Source organism: Mesoplasma syrphidae, assembly GCF_002843565.1.
Taxonomy (GTDB): domain Bacteria; phylum Bacillota_I; class Bacilli_A; order Mycoplasmatales; family Mycoplasmataceae; genus Tullyiplasma; species Tullyiplasma syrphidae.
In genome coordinates this window covers 104,663-120,356 of sequence record NZ_CP025257.1, presented here as the reverse complement: position 1 = coordinate 120,356, position 15,694 = coordinate 104,663, and the positions used below count along the sequence as shown (strand labels likewise).

The window sequence follows — 15,694 nt, the reverse complement described above, 5'->3', positions numbered from 1 at the left end:
ATTATTACCTTTCTATCCATTAGTAATTATTACACATCTTCAATTGCCTGAGTAATCTCTAATAAATTCTCATGCAATTTTTATTTTAGATTTTTTTAAAATCTGATTAATTTGATTTTTTTGTTTTCATCCAAATTCCATGATAACCGCAAATGGCTCATTTAAGTCAACAATATTGTTCAAATTATCTACCAAATTTTGATAAAATCATAATCCGTTATTATCAGCATATAACGCCAAATGAGGTTCAAAATTTTTTACACTTGAACTTATGTCTTGATCATTACAATCAATGTAAGGCGGATTCGATATTAAAAGATTGACTTTAAGATTTCGCTCAATTAATGGATTCAAAAAATTCCCCAAATAAAATTTCGTATTATTTGCTTGAAGATTTTGGCTATTAATTTTTGCAACAGTTAATGCTTCTTCAGAAATATCAGTACAAATCACAGGATTATTAGTTTCCAAATTTAAAGTAATTCCAATAGTTCCTGAGCCAGTACAAATATCGGCTATTAAAATATTTTGGCGATATTTGATTCATTTCAAAGCTACATCAATCAAAATTTCTGTGTCCGAACGAGGAATCAATACTCGATTATCGATGTAAAATTTTCTTTTGTAAAAAAATTGATATTTTAAAATATATCCCAAAGGTTTTTGATTTTGCAAATCGGTAATAATACTGCGAATTTTTTCCTCATCAATTTCAACATTAAACTCCAAATTACTAATAATGTCAGAATAGTCCATTTTTAGTAAATACTCCAATATTTGATAAACATCAGCTTTTTTAAGGCTGATGTTTAAACTCATAAATTTATAATATAAATCTCGAATCGTAAAATTAACTTTGTGACTCATTTAATTGCTCAGCTACTTTTTGACGTTGTTCTTCATTAATTAGAGCAGTAATGAACTCATCAATTTTGCCTTCCATAACTTGATCAAGCTTATTTAATGTCAAGCCAACACGATGGTCTGTAACCCGATTTTGTGGATAGTTATATGTGCGAATTTTTTCAGATCTGGCTCCAGTCCCAACTGCAGATTTTCTTGTTGCATCGGCTTCTGCTTGTTGTTTTTGAGACTCTGCCTCATGAATGCGGGCACGCAACATTGTCATAGCAATATCTTTATTATCATGTTGCGAACGCCCATCTTGAGAGGCTGCAACAACTCCTGTTGGAATATGAGTAATACGCACAGCCGAATCAGTTGTATTAATATGTTGACCTCCGGCTCCTGAAGCACGATATGTATCAATTCGTAAATCAGCTGTTTTAATTTCAATTTCAACATCGGTCATTTCTGGTAAAACAGCCACAGTTGCAGTTGATGTTTGGATTCTTCCTTTTGTTTCTGTTTTTGGAACACGTTGAACACGGTGTGCACCTGATTCAAATTTTAATTTTGAGTAAACTCTTTCTCCTTTAATCATAAATGATACTTGAGAATAACCTCCTGCTTCAGATAAATAAGCATCCAAAACTGTAATTTTTCAGTTTTGTTCTTCAGCATATAGTTTATACATTCTAAACAAATCTCCAGCAAAAATATTTGCCTCGTCTCCTCCAGCTGCTCCACGAATTTCTACAATAACATTTTTATCATCATTGGGGTCTTTTGGTAATAGTAATTCTTCTATCACAGAAATTAAAGGCTGTAGCAAAGCAGAATTTTCATCTAATTCAAGTTTTGCTAATTCAACCATTTCAGGGTCTTTTTCGTTTGCCAAAATTTCTTTCGCCTCTTCGATCATTTTGACAGCCACTTGATATTGTTCAAACTTTTCAACAACTTCTTCTAAGGAAGCACGTTCTTTATTTAACTCGGTAAATTTTTTAATGTCTTTTAAGAGTTCTTCACTTTGTAAGTCATGGTTAATTTGACCTAATCTTTTTTGCATTGTTTCTAATGCTTCGACTGTTTTAGGATTCATTTGTACCTCTTACTTTCTATTCTGGCTTTTTGTAACAATTACGACATCTTGCTTCATAACTATCTTTTCCATCGACCAATACAATTGGTGAATCAGCTGCAGCAGGTTGACCGTTTATAATCCTTTGTGTTCGATTGGCAAAGTTTCCACACTTGTGACAAATTGCTGTTAACTTTTCTACAAATTCTGCCAATGGTAAAAGTTTGTCAACGTTTTGGAATGGTTGACTTTTAAAGTCTTTATCTAATCCTGTTACAATAACAATAATACCTTGATTTGCTAACTCATCAATATAATCAACAATCGATGGGTCCAAAAACTGAACTTCATCAATTCCCACAACATCAATTTTTTGTTTTTGATTTTCTCTCTCAAAAATATTACGAATATCACTTGTTGAGGCAACAGGAAATGATGGCAGCATTGTTCCCGAATGAGAGGCAATTGAATTAACTGAATAACGTTGATCAATTAAGGGCTTAAAAGCAATTACATTGTGTTTAGCATAATCGTGACGACGCAAACGGCGAATAAATTCTTCTGTTTTTCCAGCAAACATACATCCAGTAATTAACTCAACTCATCCCAAATTCGTTTCTCTGTAAATTTTTTCTTGACCTGTAAGCATTTTATTTTTCTCCTTTTACAATAAGCTTATCTAAAGCTTTTACTAATTTTGAAACATCTGTTAGTGAAGATAATTGGGCACCGCTTGCCAATCTATGCCCTCCACCTTCAAATTTTTCTGCGACTTCATTAACACTAAAGTCTCGGCTTCGCAAAGAAACCTTAATCATATCATCTAACTCAACTACTAAGGCTCATATTTTAATTTCATCCATTCCAGCCATTGTTCCTAATGCTGATTTAACCTCTGAATATTCTAAACCTCAACCATCTTGATCTGCTTTTGTAATTACGATATAACCAACTCCATGTTTAGTTAATTGTAGTTTGCTAAAAGCAAAGTTAGTTCATTTACGCATTTTTAAACTTGATACAAATATGAAATCGTGAGCTGCCTTTAAGTCTGCTCCAGCTTCAATTAAAGAAGCCGCTACTCTAAAAGTTACTTCGTCTGTTCTGGGAAATAAGAATCTTCCAGAATCAGTAATTAAGCCCAGATATAAATTATGGGCTGCCGTTTTATTTATTTTTAGTTTCATTAACTGCGCTCATAATACGACAACTTGCGTACAGGCAATTGCATCTTCAACAACAATGTCATTTGTTGCATAGGGATCAACATTTAAATGGTGATCTACTTTAAATGACTCTCTTGCCATATCAAAGCGATCAAAGTCTAGTCTTGCTTTATTTCCAGTATCAACTGTAATAATTAACGCTTGACTAACAAATTCATCTGTTAGTGATGTTTCTGGCAAAAATGTTTCGTCCTTAGTTAAGCGCTCTCCAACTACAAAAACATTTTTATTTTTAAAATTTTCTGCGATAATATTAGCCATTCCCAAAGCACTTCCTTGAGCATCTCAGTCGGGCATTTTATGCTTAACGATAATAATATTCTGATGTTCTTTAATTTTTTTTAATAGCAATTTTGCTGCATGTTTATTCATAATTTCTCCTATAAATTTTTATATTATTTTACTAATTGATTCTCGATTGATATAGACAATTACTTCTTTATTCTCAAGATATTCACCTTGCTCATCGTAGAAAAAGATGAAATGCTTGAATTTATTAAATCCCAAATAGACTCTTGGATCATTATATTTATTTTGTTTAATAATTTTTAGAACAATTGGTAATTCATCATCGCGATCTGATGATGGCTCCAAATTGACTTTAAAAAGATTGACAAAAATTTTTCCCTTATCATTTAATGATCAGTCGGTAATATTTCAATACTTATTTTCAACTTCAATTCCTTGACGAACTTTGCGATAATTTAAAACATTTGAAGAATTATGAACTTTTGAAAAAATGTGGTTTGCATTAATTTCAAAGATTTCTGAGCCTGTCATTTTTTTTAGCTCATTTTTTTCTACTGAATAAATTGGCTCTTGCAAATCCCAAATTGTTTCTAGACTATTATTTAAAGTAATAAATGCTAAGTCTGGATAAACTTTTTGAATTTTCTGAATAGTATTCATTAAATCATGAAAATCCTTTTGACTTAAGTAGTCTAAGATGTTTGAAAATACGATATTCTTTTTCTGTAAATTAATGGCTTTCAAAATTTTTAAGTAAATAATGTTCAAAGAAGAAATCTTAAATCCTTGCTTAATAAATCAATCAAATTTCATGTCGAGTTTTTCCAAGTGTTGTTCTGTTCATTCAAGGGCTTGAGAAAACGTTGAGTGAATTTCCTTTTTGTAGTGTTTTTTTAAAATCAAAAATTCATTTTGATTCCCATATTTAACATTACCACTCAGCAACTTTTTATGATAATCATGAATCAAAAAAGTAATCTTTTTACCAATCATATAACCTTCAGAAGGCAGCAATTGAAACAAAATTTCCTTTTGTTGCTCTTCAAACTCTTTACGTTGATCTAAGACCACACGTTTTCATTTAAGATGTTGCTCAGCAACTTCTATTTGTGATTCTTTAGAAATATTTTCAATCTCATAAAATTTTTTAAGCTCAAGATTAAATTGTCTAGTTAACTGCTTATGTAACTTTTTATTTCTTCAAATACTATAACGCAATTCTGATAAATTAAAGTTCAAAAATTTTAACTGTTTAATTATCATATATTTGGTCTGAGTATATGAAAACTTTTTCCAATACTTACGAACATACTTATTTGATGACTTTTTGGCATTATACTCACATGTACATGAATCTCTAAGCTCGTTTAATGCAAAAATGTTATCTCATAAAACTTGTGAAAAAGTTAGCATTGCTTGGCTCTTTTCAAGCATTGCTTCAATACGCGAAATTTCTTTAGCCAAAACTCCAACTTGAGGAGGAAATTTTGAATACAGCTGTTTGATTTTTGAAACGTCATATTTGTATATTTCAGAATTAAACTTATTCAATAATTTATTCTCAGCAATATTTGTTGTATCAATAAAGTGTGAAATTACTGAGTCAATTTTGCGACGCAATCGCATGTCAGTAACATCATTTTTTGAATTAATAAATGATAAATAGTCATGCTTTTTATCAATTGTTTTGATTCTAGCTTTTCGTAAAAACTTTGGGTCAAATAATAATGACAGAAATAATACAAGTTTAGCAGGTATAACTCTTTCAATTCAAGTATCATTGCGAATAAACTCGATACGATTTTTTACAAACTTCTTATTAATAATATCAATGTTGTTAACTTGAAAACGACCACTACGATTTTTTTCTTGCCCCTTTAAAACTCGTTTCATAAAAGACATTTGATTTTTGTTATAAATTAGAATATTAGTTGTCTTACCTGGCTGAGCGTGTAAATTAACTTTATCCAAATCTGCTACTTTATTGGCAAAAGTAACATTTTCAATTTTGTATGACATATATTACTCCTCCATAAAATATCTAATATATATTTTAAATGATTTTTTTATAAACAAAAATAAAAGACCCGAAAAGGTCTTTTAAATTAAATTATAAAACTACTTGGCTGATTTAGAATTTTGAGCTTTTTGCGCTTCAGATTCTTTTTCAACTGTTGCTTTAATAGCTTCTTTACGAGCAAATTTAGATTTAAATTGTTCAACACGTCCAGCATTATTTGCAAATGATTGGTTTCCTGTATAGAATGAGTGACAGTTTGAACATACATCAATTCTTACTTCTTCTCCTCTTACAGTTCCACAAACAAATTCGTTATCACAAGTTGTACAAACAAATTTTGCTTCTTCGAAGTATTTTGGTTGAATATCTTTTTTTGGCATAGTTGTTTCTCCTTTACTATGTTGTCATATTAGATACTTTAATATTACTAAATAATTTTAACTCAAAAATTAATATTTTGTTGCAAAAAATAAAAAAACTGCAACTACAGTTCTTTTAAATTTATTAGCCTATTTTTAAATTTCGTCAGCTTTCCCTTTTACTCCAAATCAAGTAATTAGGTTTGTCATTTCTGAAACAATTGCATCATAACCAGGTTTCAATAATTTACGAGGATCAAATCCTTTTTTAACCATATCTTGATCCGCTCCAGTTTCAATGTATGCTCTAGTTGCTTTTTGGAATGACAATTGCAGTTCTGTATTAACATTGATTTTTGAAATCCCTAAAGAAATTGCTTTTTCAACTTGAGATTGAGGAACCCCTGATCCTCCATGCATTACCATTGGAAAGTTAATTGCATCTTCAATTTTTTTCAATTGTTCAAATGCTAAACCTTCTCAATTTGCTGGATAAGGACCATGAATATTACCAATTCCAGCTGCCAAGAAATCAATTCCTAAGTCAACCATTTTTTTAGCTTCTTCAGGATCTCCTAATTCACCTTTACCAACAACTCCGTCTTCTTCTCCACCAATTGTTCCAATTTCAGCTTCAACTGAAACTCCGTATTGCTTAGCAAATTCGACTACTTCTTTTGTTTTTGCGTAGTTTTCTTCAAATGAAAAATGTGATCCATCAAACATTACTGATGAATACCCAGCTTCAATACATTTTTTAGCAGCTTCAACTGATTGACCGTGGTCTAAATGTAAAGCTACAGGAACAGTGATGTTTAAATCTTCTAATAGTCCGTTTACCATTCCAACTACAACATTTGCCCCACCCATATATTTGATTGCTCCTTCTGAAGTAGCAATGATAACTGGAGTGTTTGTTTTTTGAGCTGTTTCTAAAACAGCTTTTGTTCATTCTAAGTTGTTAATGTTAAAATGTCCAATTGCATATTTACCTTTGTAAGCAGCGTGAACCATATTATGAGCATTAACTAATTTATTACCGTAAATTTTTGGCATGTGATAATTCTCTCTTTCTTTTATACTCTTTTAATTATAGTATCTTTATTGTTTTTTGGTAGTCTTATTAATAAATATCAGGCATTTTTTTCTTTTGTTTTGGGACTATAATAATAAGTGAGGTGAAAAATATGAAAAAATTATTAAAAAGCACTCGTGTTTTAAACAATGGCATCGCAATGCCAATCATTGGTTTAGGAACATATCGTATGGAAAATGAGCAACAAGCTGTTGATTCAATTAAATACGCATTAGAAATTGGATATCGTCACATTGATACGGCGGAATATTATCAAAATCACAAGCATATTGCAAAAGCAATTAAGGAATCAGCAGTTCCTCGTAACGAAATTTTCATTACATCAAAAATTTGAAATGATTATCATGATTATGACCAAACATTAGAGCACTTTAATCAAATTCTTGAGGAGCTGGAAACTGATTACTTAGACTTGTGCTTAGTTCATTGACCAACGCCAAAAGCTTTATCATGCTATAAAGCTTTGGAATATTTATACAAAGAAGGAAAAGTTCGTGCTATTGGGGTGTCAAATTTTACAGTTGAGGATCTAAAAGACTTTTTACCAAAAGTTAATATTAAGCCTACTATGAATCAAGTTGAATTAAACCCTTCAGTTCCTCGTTTAGACGTAGTTAATTTTTGTAATGAAAGTGACATTGCAGTAACATCATGACAAACAATTATGAAAGGACAAGTAGCTGATTTTGAACTAATTCAGCATTTGGCTAAAAAATATTCAATAACTCCTGCTCAAGTTTCCTTAAAATGAGCCTTACAAAGAGGTATTATTATTATTCCCAAATCTGTGACACCTTCAAGAATTTACGAAAACCAAGATTTAGAAAAATTTGAATTAACCGATCAGGAAATATCTCAAATTAACTTAATGACACAGGATTTAAACTTAAATTATCAACCAGTCAATCCATTTAAAAAATAAATTCATGCGCAAGCAATCAAAAAAATCCTCAAAGTGTTATACCACCAAAGGTCTAGCACTTTTTTATTTGTGTAATTATTTAGATTATTTTCTATTTTTCAATCATTAAATGGAATTTTTTCCAAAAATACCGTTTTCTTATTCTATAATTAGATTGTAATACTTAGTTATTATCTTATTTTAAATAATAAGTTAGAAAGGAACTATATGTTAGTTGCACATCGTGGTTTTAGAAGCAAAACAGGAGAAAACAGAATGATTGATTTTATTGAGGCTTTAAAAATTTGCAAAGCCGTTGAATTTGATATTAGAATGACAAAAGATAAGCAAATAATTATCTTTCATGATCACAATCTAAAGCGAATTGCTGGAATAAATAAAACGATTAGGTCATTAACTTATGATGAATTAAAAAACTTAGATTTTTTTGTTAAAAATCCTGATTGAGTTCCTGCACATTTTATCGATGATTTTGCTAAAAAAATTTCTAAGAAATACATTATGATTAATGTTGAAATAAAACCTGATCGGTATACAGATTTGGAATATAAATCTATTAAGGAAGCTTTAGACATCTTAAGAAAATCGACAACCGCTGAAATTATTGTTTCTTCCTTTTCTCATTCAACTCTCAAATGAATTTCTCAGTTTGGGAAAGACTTTAAGAAAGGTTACTTAATGGAGAAGCCATCAGAATATGATCCTAATTTAATTAAGGGATTTGATTATTTACATCCTTATGTTGGCTCTCTAAAGCGTAGTTCAGAGTTTTATTTGAATATAAATTTGCCGATGAATATTTGAACATTTAAAAAAAATGAAGATGTAACTATCATTAAAAGCATTTATCCAAAAAAACTGCTAAATGCGTTTATTAGCGACAAAAAAGATCTTAAAATATAGAAAGAATATATATGAAAACTAAAAAAATAAAATGAAGTTTTTTTGAAGATTTCAAAAAAAACTTTCCCTTATTAATTCTGGCTCTTGCAGATGTTGTTGTTATGGCCATACCATTCTACATGGAAAACTATATTCCAAATATTAATGGTAACTTAAACTTGACAGCGGCTGAGTATTCTCAAGCTGGAGCAATTTATGGATTTGTAGCACTCCCATGCTACATTCTAGGAGCCTATATTGGAGATAAATTTAAAAGTAAGCATCTAATGGTACTTTCTTTGGCCCTTACTAGTATTTTAGGTGCTTGATATTTAATGCTACCAATTATTGGTGCTGTTAATCCTGACTCTAACGTTATTAAATATCAACTATATTTCATTTTTGGAGGATTTTCTTTTGCTACATGTGGACTATTTTGAGCACCATTATGAAAAGTGATCAAAAACCATGGAACTGAAGAACTTTTAGGAGAAGAAAAAGAAAAACGTGTCGGTGCTAACAATGGTTACCAAGGAATGATGAATGGACTAATTGGTTTGACATTGGCTTTGTTTGGAACTTTACTATTAACCTTATCAACTAATGGCCTTTTACCTAACTTAGTAATCAAAGAAACCGAAATTAGTTTAGGATTTTTTATTTTGGTAACAATTTATGTTTTGTTAACTGTTCTTTCTTTAATAATGATTTTCTTTGTTATTAAAGAACCTAAAATTCCTGAAACATCATTTTCAGTTAAATCTTTGGTTGCTGTAATTAAACAATGAAAAATATGATTATTAGGATTTTTAGTATTAGGTGTCTATATGCTGCAAATGGGATTAAGTTCATATATAAACTATATGAACAATGTTTTCTTAATTCCCGCTGTTGCTGTAATGATAATTGGAATCTTTAGAACCTATGTTATGAGGTTTCTAATTGCTTCACCTTTTGGAAAGCGTGCTGACAAATCGCATTCATATATATTTTTGATTTGTGTTGGACTGCTTATTGGAATTGTACTTGTTTGTATAGCAATTATGCTTCCAGGATTTAACAACGATTTTAATAAAGAGGGGGCCGGCAACTTTGGCACAGGTAAAATTATAATTCAGTTTGCTGCTGGACTTAACTTAATTCTTTTGGGAATGGTTACATGAGCATTAGTTACAATTAGATGAACCCCAATTGGAGCAGAATTAAAAGTTGACAATAAAGATTATGCAGCTGGAGTTAATATAATTTCAGTAATTGCTTTTACTCCTGATGCTTTCTTTAAACAAATAAGATCAGCTATTGAATCCAAACATAACATGGTTTTAGAAAATGGTACAATAGTTGCCAATCAAACTGGAAATCAGCTAATTTTGTTAGTGGTTGCAGTATTTGCAGTATTCGGTTTAATTTGCGGAACAGCATTGTATATACTATTATACAAAAATAGTGACAAATTTATTTTTAAAAAAAATCGTAACAAAATTGCTGAAATATCTAAATAATTAAATAAAAAATGTGTAACGAGCCATATGTAGCAAGTGCAATAAGTTTGTGCACTTTCTGTATAGAAAAGGTTTGTTGTACATTTTTTATTTATCAAACTATTTGTTGGGATTTTCAGGTCAGACAGGCATAATATTAGTATCATTTTGTTTACATTTGCTGCACATTGTATATGCAATTAAAATTAATAGCCCTGAAATCATTCAAATAAATATCATTGAGCAAATAGCTAATGCTAAATGAGATCTTTCAATTCCTTGAAAAGTTTCGTCCTTAGCTTTTTTAGTTGCTATAGTCATTGGAATAATTCAGCAAGCACTTATTCCACATAAAACAAAGCCAGCCAAAATATTTCCGTATAATAATCCAACTAAAAATCAGATAACTAATGCAAAAAAATTAAAGTTCATTGCAGTTTTATATAAGCGTGTTTTTTCTATCATATTGTCTCCCGTAAAATTTTTGTTTGTAGTATTAATTTTACATCAAAATGAAAAGATTTTTTAATATTTTTAAAAGTGCTAAAATAATAACTACGATTTTATGCTTTTTATAGCTAAAAAAAATATTTACAAACTTTATGTATTGAATACTTTCATTTAACTAATTTTACATATTTCTTTAAAGCATATAAAAAAGTCCAAAAATGGACTTTTGTGTTTATTTATTCACATTTTTAATAATTGCTTCAACAAAACCTTTAAATAAAGGATTTGGCTTGTTTGGTCGAGAAGTAAATTCAGGGTGATATTGCGATGCTACAAAAAACCTGTGCTTTGGTAGTTCAATAATTTCGACTAAATCTTTTTCTTCATAGATTCCTGAAAATACTACTCCTGCATGCTTTTCAAATTTTTCACGTAATTCATTTTTAAATTCATAGCGATGACGATGACGTTCTAAGGCAATATCACTTTCATACAATTTAGCTGCAATTGAATTTTGTTTTAATTTGGTTGGCATTTTTCCTAGACGCAAAGTTCCCCCAATATTATCACGATCAATTCCTCTAATAAAATCAAATATAGGATTTTTAGTTTCGCTATTAAATTCAGTTGAGTTTGCATCTGATAATTTTAAGATATCACGTGCAATTGAAATTGTTGCAATTTGCATTCCCAAACAAATTCCTAAATATGGAATATTATTTTCACGAGCAAATCTGGAAGCTAGCATCATTCCTTCAACACCACGACTTCCGAATCCTCCGGGAACTAAAATTCCTTGAGAAACTGCAAATTTTTCTTTGTAGTTTTCTTCAGTAATTTCATCTGCTTGAATTCAGCGAATTTTTAAATTGCGTCCATACTCTCATCCAGCAATTTTAAGTGACTCAATAACAGATAAATAGGCATCTTGCAATTCTATATATTTACCAACAAATGTAACTTCAAAGTCTTCAATAGCATCATTAATTTTTTTAACAAACTGATCTCATTCTGCTGATTGAGTTTCCTTGGCTTTTAATTTTAAGTGCTCAATTGCAATTTTATGTAAATCTTGACGCTTCATCTCTGCTGGAACTTTATAAATTGAATCCATATCAACTGCTTCAATAACGTTTTTAATCGGTACATTACAGAACAAAGAAATTTTATCTTTAATTTCTGTTGGAGCACGTTTGTCGCTTCTAGCAACAATTACATCAGGTTGAATTCCCATTCCTAAAAGTTCTTTTACCGATGCCTGAATCGGCTTTGTTTTATATTCTTTAGAAGCTGTCAGATACGGAAGTAGACCCACATGAATGAATAAAACATTATCACGTCCTTGTTCTCTTCTTACTTGACGTAAGGCTTCAATAAATGGTTGAGACTCAATATCTCCAACAGTTCCACCAATTTCAGAAATAACCACATCAGCTTCACTGCGTTCAGCAGCAGCATAAATTTTTGCTTTGATTGCATCAGTTATATGAGGAATAACTTGAATTGTTTTTCCAGCTCAATCTCCACGGCGTTCAGCTTCAATTACATCTAAATAAATTCTTCCTGCAGATGTTGATGATATCTTTGATAAATTTTCATCAATGAAACGTTCATAATGTCCTAAATCTAAATCTGTTTCACCCCCATCATCAGTTACGAAAACTTCTCCATGCTGGTATGGAGACATTGTTCCTGGATCAACATTTAAATATGGATCAAACTTTTGCATATAAACTTTTAGACCACTGTTTTTTAATAGCGTTCCCAATGAACTGGCAGTAATCCCTTTTCCCAATCCTGAAACAACTCCTCCAGTTACGAATATATATTTACTCATTGCAATTCCCTCTTTCTAAAAATAAAAAGTCGCAAAAACTTACGTTTTTACAACTAATCAATTTCTTCGTCATCGTCAATAAAATCGTCATCTTCTTCGATGTCTTCTTCATCTTCTTCGACGTCTAATTCATCAACTTCCAAAGTCTCTTCAATTTCTTCAACTTCTCTAATTTTTGTTTTCTTTGATTTCCCAAGTTCATCAACGTAAGCGTATTGTTTTTTAATATCTTCAAACTTTACGTTTTCTCTTAAAGCTCATGTTCCTTCTGGAGTCAATGAAAATCTGTTATCCAAAACTAGGTCACTATATAGTTCTGCAATCACAGAGTTTTTGTTTTTACCAGCAGCTCCGATTACTTCTGCTACAGAGTTTCAAATTTCATCAAATTTTGATGCATCATTTTTCTGTTTCAGAAATTCGTAAGCTATATCAATGTTGGATAATTTCATCTCGCACCTCACCTTACAAAAATCTATTTTACACTATTTCTTTTGGAAATAAATATTTTTTTTCTAATTTAATTTCATTTATTTCTTTAATAGAATCAGTCAATAAACTCAACTTTTGAATTGACTGAATTTTGTTGTGATTTTGAATATAAATTCGTTCATCTTTTCCATCAATAATTCCGTCTTTATAAATTAAAGACTGCTTTGGTGTTATTGAAATAAAGTAATAATCTAAGTTATATCCAGCCTCCTTTAGTTTTGTCTTCATCTCTCCTACTTTAATATCTGAAAATTCACAATAAGCAAATATACGGCGATTAATTAAACGATCAGACAAATCAGCTAAAATTTGATCGTCCTCAATTGCGCACATTTTAAAAATTTCAAAAATAAAGTAATCATCAAAGGTCAGATATTTTTCTAGAGGAATTTCTTGTTTGTTAAAAATTTCTTTGAACATTTCTCCAATGTAAGAATGTTTGAATTGATAACCTTTATCAAACAAATATTTTAATCTTTTAAATCAAACAATGAACATTGCGTCAAAAGCAATTGATAGTTTATGATTATATACTTGTTTATACATATGATAGCGACCTAGCAAATATGACTCAATCGCATATACAAGTTTTTTAGGAAATACAATTTTATCGTCAATAACTTGTGCGTGACGAACCATTCACTTGATGTCTAAAGCGGCATAATTAACTCCACAATTATATGAGTCGCGCATTAAATAATCCAAACGATCAGCATCTAGCTGCGAGCTCACTAGTAAATTAACTGCTTTATTGGGGTAAACTCCTTCAATAATTTGAATAACTTCTTCTGGGTCAATATTAAAACTTTTTAAAATTGGTGCAATATTACCGTTTGAATTTCTAATAATATCAGCTGTATAATCTTCATGACTTTTAGTAGTGATTTTTTCAAAGGTATGCGAAAAAGGTCCATGTCCAAAGTCATGCATTAATCCTGCTAACTTAACTAAAATTCGATCTTTTTCATTTACTTCTTTAAAACCAGGAGCATCTAGAAACATTCCTACAATATGATAGACGCCAATTGAATGAGAAAATCTTGTGTGTGATGCTCCTGGATAAGCAAATTGTGCGCCACCCAATTGAAGAATTCGACGCATTCTTTGCATTTCAGGAGTATTCATAATTTGATACACAACCTCTTCGTTAATATAGATATCGCCATGTACACTGTCTCTAATCACTTTTTCAAACATATATACCTCGTTACTCTTTTCAAATCAATTATATGCAAATATTCCGTTAAATCAACAAAAAAGCGCTTGTCACGCTTTTAAAACTTAAAACTGTCTATATTTTTTAGAACATTTGTTTGCCCTAACAAAAAGATAACGTCAGCTAATGATGGACCATGTTGAGACTTAGACGCAGAGATGCGAATAGGCATAAATAGATTTTTACCTTTTAAGTTAGCTTCAATTCCTGTTTCTTTAATAACTTCTTTGATTGCTTCAATGCTTCAATGTTTCAAATTAGCAATTTTATTTTTAAAAATAGTTATTGGAATTTCATAATTTTCCAGCTCTTCTAGTTGATTGCGAACTTCCTGATCAATTTGAATATCATTGAAGAATATATTTAAGTGGTCATTAATTTGTATTCCAAATTCAACTTCCTTTTTAAATAATAATAAGACCTGATCAATTCATTCCTTTGTTTTGCTAGTTGTATCAAAACGAGTTTTATCAATGAAATTTTTAATGAAATCTAAATACTTTTCATCACTCAGTTTTTTCATATATTGAGAATTAATTCATTTCATTTTCACCATATCAAATGTCGAAGGTGATTTTGAAAAACGCTTTTCATCAAAGATACTAATCAATTCTTCCTTATTTAAAATCTCTTGTTCTCCGGGAGGGGACCATCCTAATAAAGCAATATAGTTAAACATTGCTTCAGGTAAATAGCCTTGACTGCGGTATTGTTCAATAAAAAACAATGAATTACCACTACGCTTTGATAATTTTTTTCCTGTCGAATCAACAATTAGTGTTAAATGACAAAAGTCTGGATAAACTCAATTAAAAGCATCAAAAATCATCATTTGGCGAGGAGTATTTGAGATATGTTCTTCTCCACGAACAACATGAGTTATTTCCATATCATGATCATCGACTACAACTGCAAAATTATAAGTAGCAATTCCATTAGATTTAATAATTACAAAATCTCCCAAATCTTTTGCTTCAAAAGTAACTTGTCCACGAACCAAATCATTAATGGTTCATATTCCGTTGGCGGGAACTTTAAAACGAATTGAGTATTCTGTTTGAGTTCTTTCCAGCTTTTCAATTGTTGGGATATCCAAGTTGGCACATTTTCCAGAATACTTAGTTGCCACAATTCCCCGAGCGACTTGTTTTTCATAATCTTTTTCCAAGTCTTCACTTGAACAAAAACATTTATAAGCAAAATTATTATTGATCAGAGTTTGCGCATGCTCACGATATATCTCTAATTTTTCTGATTGAATATACTTGCCATATTTTGAGGCACCGGGATTAAGAATTGATTCATCAGGAATTATCCCTAATCAATTCAAATTGCTAAATTGTGAATCAATTGCATCTTCTACATTTCTGGCAATATCAGTATCTTCAATTCTAACAATAAAGTCTCCATTGTAATGTTTTGCAAAAAGATAATCCATCAATGCTGTTCTTGTATTTCCAATATGTAAATACCCTGTTGGTGATGGGGCATAACGTAGTCTATATTTTTTCATTTTTCTCCTTGTAAATAACTTTTTTAA

The 15,694-nt window shown here is 30.4% G+C and carries 15 protein-coding genes; 3 read left to right on the top strand and 12 right to left on the bottom strand.

All coding sequences use genetic code 4. The annotated features are described in order from the left end of the window. Positions 1–12: 12 nt before the first annotated feature. The 7 genes from prmC to fba form a co-directional block, all read right to left on the bottom strand. A complete protein-coding gene (prmC, locus tag CXP39_RS00465) occupies positions 13–867 on the bottom strand; it encodes a peptide chain release factor N(5)-glutamine methyltransferase (protein WP_036256389.1) in 855 nt (284 codons plus the stop codon). Continuing rightward, the gene (gene prfA / locus CXP39_RS00460) at positions 851–1,945 is read right to left on the bottom strand and encodes a peptide chain release factor 1 (protein WP_027048387.1); all 1,095 of its coding nucleotides are present in this window, start codon (positions 1,943–1,945) and stop codon (positions 851–853) included. The genes prmC and prfA overlap by 17 nt, the downstream gene beginning before the upstream one ends. Before the next feature lie 16 nt (positions 1,946–1,961). Next, the gene (locus tag CXP39_RS00455; RefSeq protein ID WP_051591888.1) at positions 1,962–2,573 is read right to left on the bottom strand and encodes a thymidine kinase; all 612 of its coding nucleotides are present in this window, start codon (positions 2,571–2,573) and stop codon (positions 1,962–1,964) included. A gap of 1 nt (position 2,574) precedes the next feature. Next, positions 2,575–3,525 carry a DHHA1 domain-containing protein gene (locus tag CXP39_RS00450; RefSeq protein WP_027048385.1) on the bottom strand — a complete coding sequence of 317 codons (951 nt, stop codon included), beginning with the start codon at positions 3,523–3,525 and terminating at the stop codon, positions 2,575–2,577. A 15-nt stretch (positions 3,526–3,540) separates the two neighbouring features. Next, entirely contained in the window at positions 3,541–5,418 is a 1,878-nt protein-coding gene (locus CXP39_RS00445; RefSeq protein ID WP_027048384.1) for a hypothetical protein, read from the bottom strand. A gap of 99 nt (positions 5,419–5,517) precedes the next feature. Beyond that, on the bottom strand, positions 5,518–5,799 hold the full coding sequence (gene rpmE, locus CXP39_RS00440) for a 50S ribosomal protein L31 (RefSeq protein WP_027048383.1): 282 nt from the start codon (positions 5,797–5,799) through the stop codon (positions 5,518–5,520). Between the two features lie 135 nt (positions 5,800–5,934). Next, positions 5,935–6,834 (bottom strand): class II fructose-1,6-bisphosphate aldolase, encoded by a 900-nt coding sequence (gene fba, locus CXP39_RS00435; protein ID WP_027048382.1) that lies wholly within the window; start codon positions 6,832–6,834, stop codon positions 5,935–5,937. A gap of 131 nt (positions 6,835–6,965) precedes the next feature. On the opposite strand from fba, the gene CXP39_RS00430 reads away from it, so the two are divergent. The 3 genes from CXP39_RS00430 (at position 6,966) to CXP39_RS00420 (ending at position 10,180) form a co-directional block, all read left to right on the top strand. Next, a complete protein-coding gene (locus CXP39_RS00430; RefSeq protein WP_027048381.1) occupies positions 6,966–7,796 on the top strand; it encodes an aldo/keto reductase in 831 nt (276 codons plus the stop codon). 207 nt (positions 7,797–8,003) lie between these two features. Further along, positions 8,004–8,699, top strand: a complete 696-nt coding sequence (locus CXP39_RS00425) for a glycerophosphodiester phosphodiesterase (RefSeq protein WP_027048380.1) — start codon at positions 8,004–8,006, stop codon at positions 8,697–8,699. Between the two features lie 11 nt (positions 8,700–8,710). Next, positions 8,711–10,180, top strand: a complete 1,470-nt coding sequence (locus CXP39_RS00420) for an MFS transporter (RefSeq protein ID WP_036256387.1) — start codon at positions 8,711–8,713, stop codon at positions 10,178–10,180. Positions 10,181–10,279: 99 nt separating this feature from the next. Here CXP39_RS00420 and CXP39_RS00415 read toward each other — a convergent pair whose 3' ends face one another. The 5 genes from CXP39_RS00415 to gltX form a co-directional block, all read right to left on the bottom strand. Then, positions 10,280–10,624 carry a hypothetical protein gene (locus tag CXP39_RS00415; RefSeq protein WP_027048378.1) on the bottom strand — a complete coding sequence of 115 codons (345 nt, stop codon included), beginning with the start codon at positions 10,622–10,624 and terminating at the stop codon, positions 10,280–10,282. A gap of 217 nt (positions 10,625–10,841) precedes the next feature. Beyond that, a complete protein-coding gene (locus tag CXP39_RS00410) occupies positions 10,842–12,446 on the bottom strand; it encodes a CTP synthase (RefSeq protein ID WP_027048377.1) in 1,605 nt (534 codons plus the stop codon). A 53-nt stretch (positions 12,447–12,499) separates the two neighbouring features. Further along, positions 12,500–12,898 carry a DNA-directed RNA polymerase subunit delta gene (rpoE, locus tag CXP39_RS03945; protein WP_036256386.1) on the bottom strand — a complete coding sequence of 133 codons (399 nt, stop codon included), beginning with the start codon at positions 12,896–12,898 and terminating at the stop codon, positions 12,500–12,502. A 28-nt stretch (positions 12,899–12,926) separates the two neighbouring features. Then, a complete protein-coding gene (locus tag CXP39_RS00405) occupies positions 12,927–14,135 on the bottom strand; it encodes an HD domain-containing protein (protein WP_027048375.1) in 1,209 nt (402 codons plus the stop codon). A 77-nt stretch (positions 14,136–14,212) separates the two neighbouring features. After that, a complete protein-coding gene (gene gltX / locus CXP39_RS00400; protein ID WP_027048374.1) occupies positions 14,213–15,667 on the bottom strand; it encodes a glutamate--tRNA ligase in 1,455 nt (484 codons plus the stop codon). Positions 15,668–15,694 lie beyond the last annotated feature (27 nt).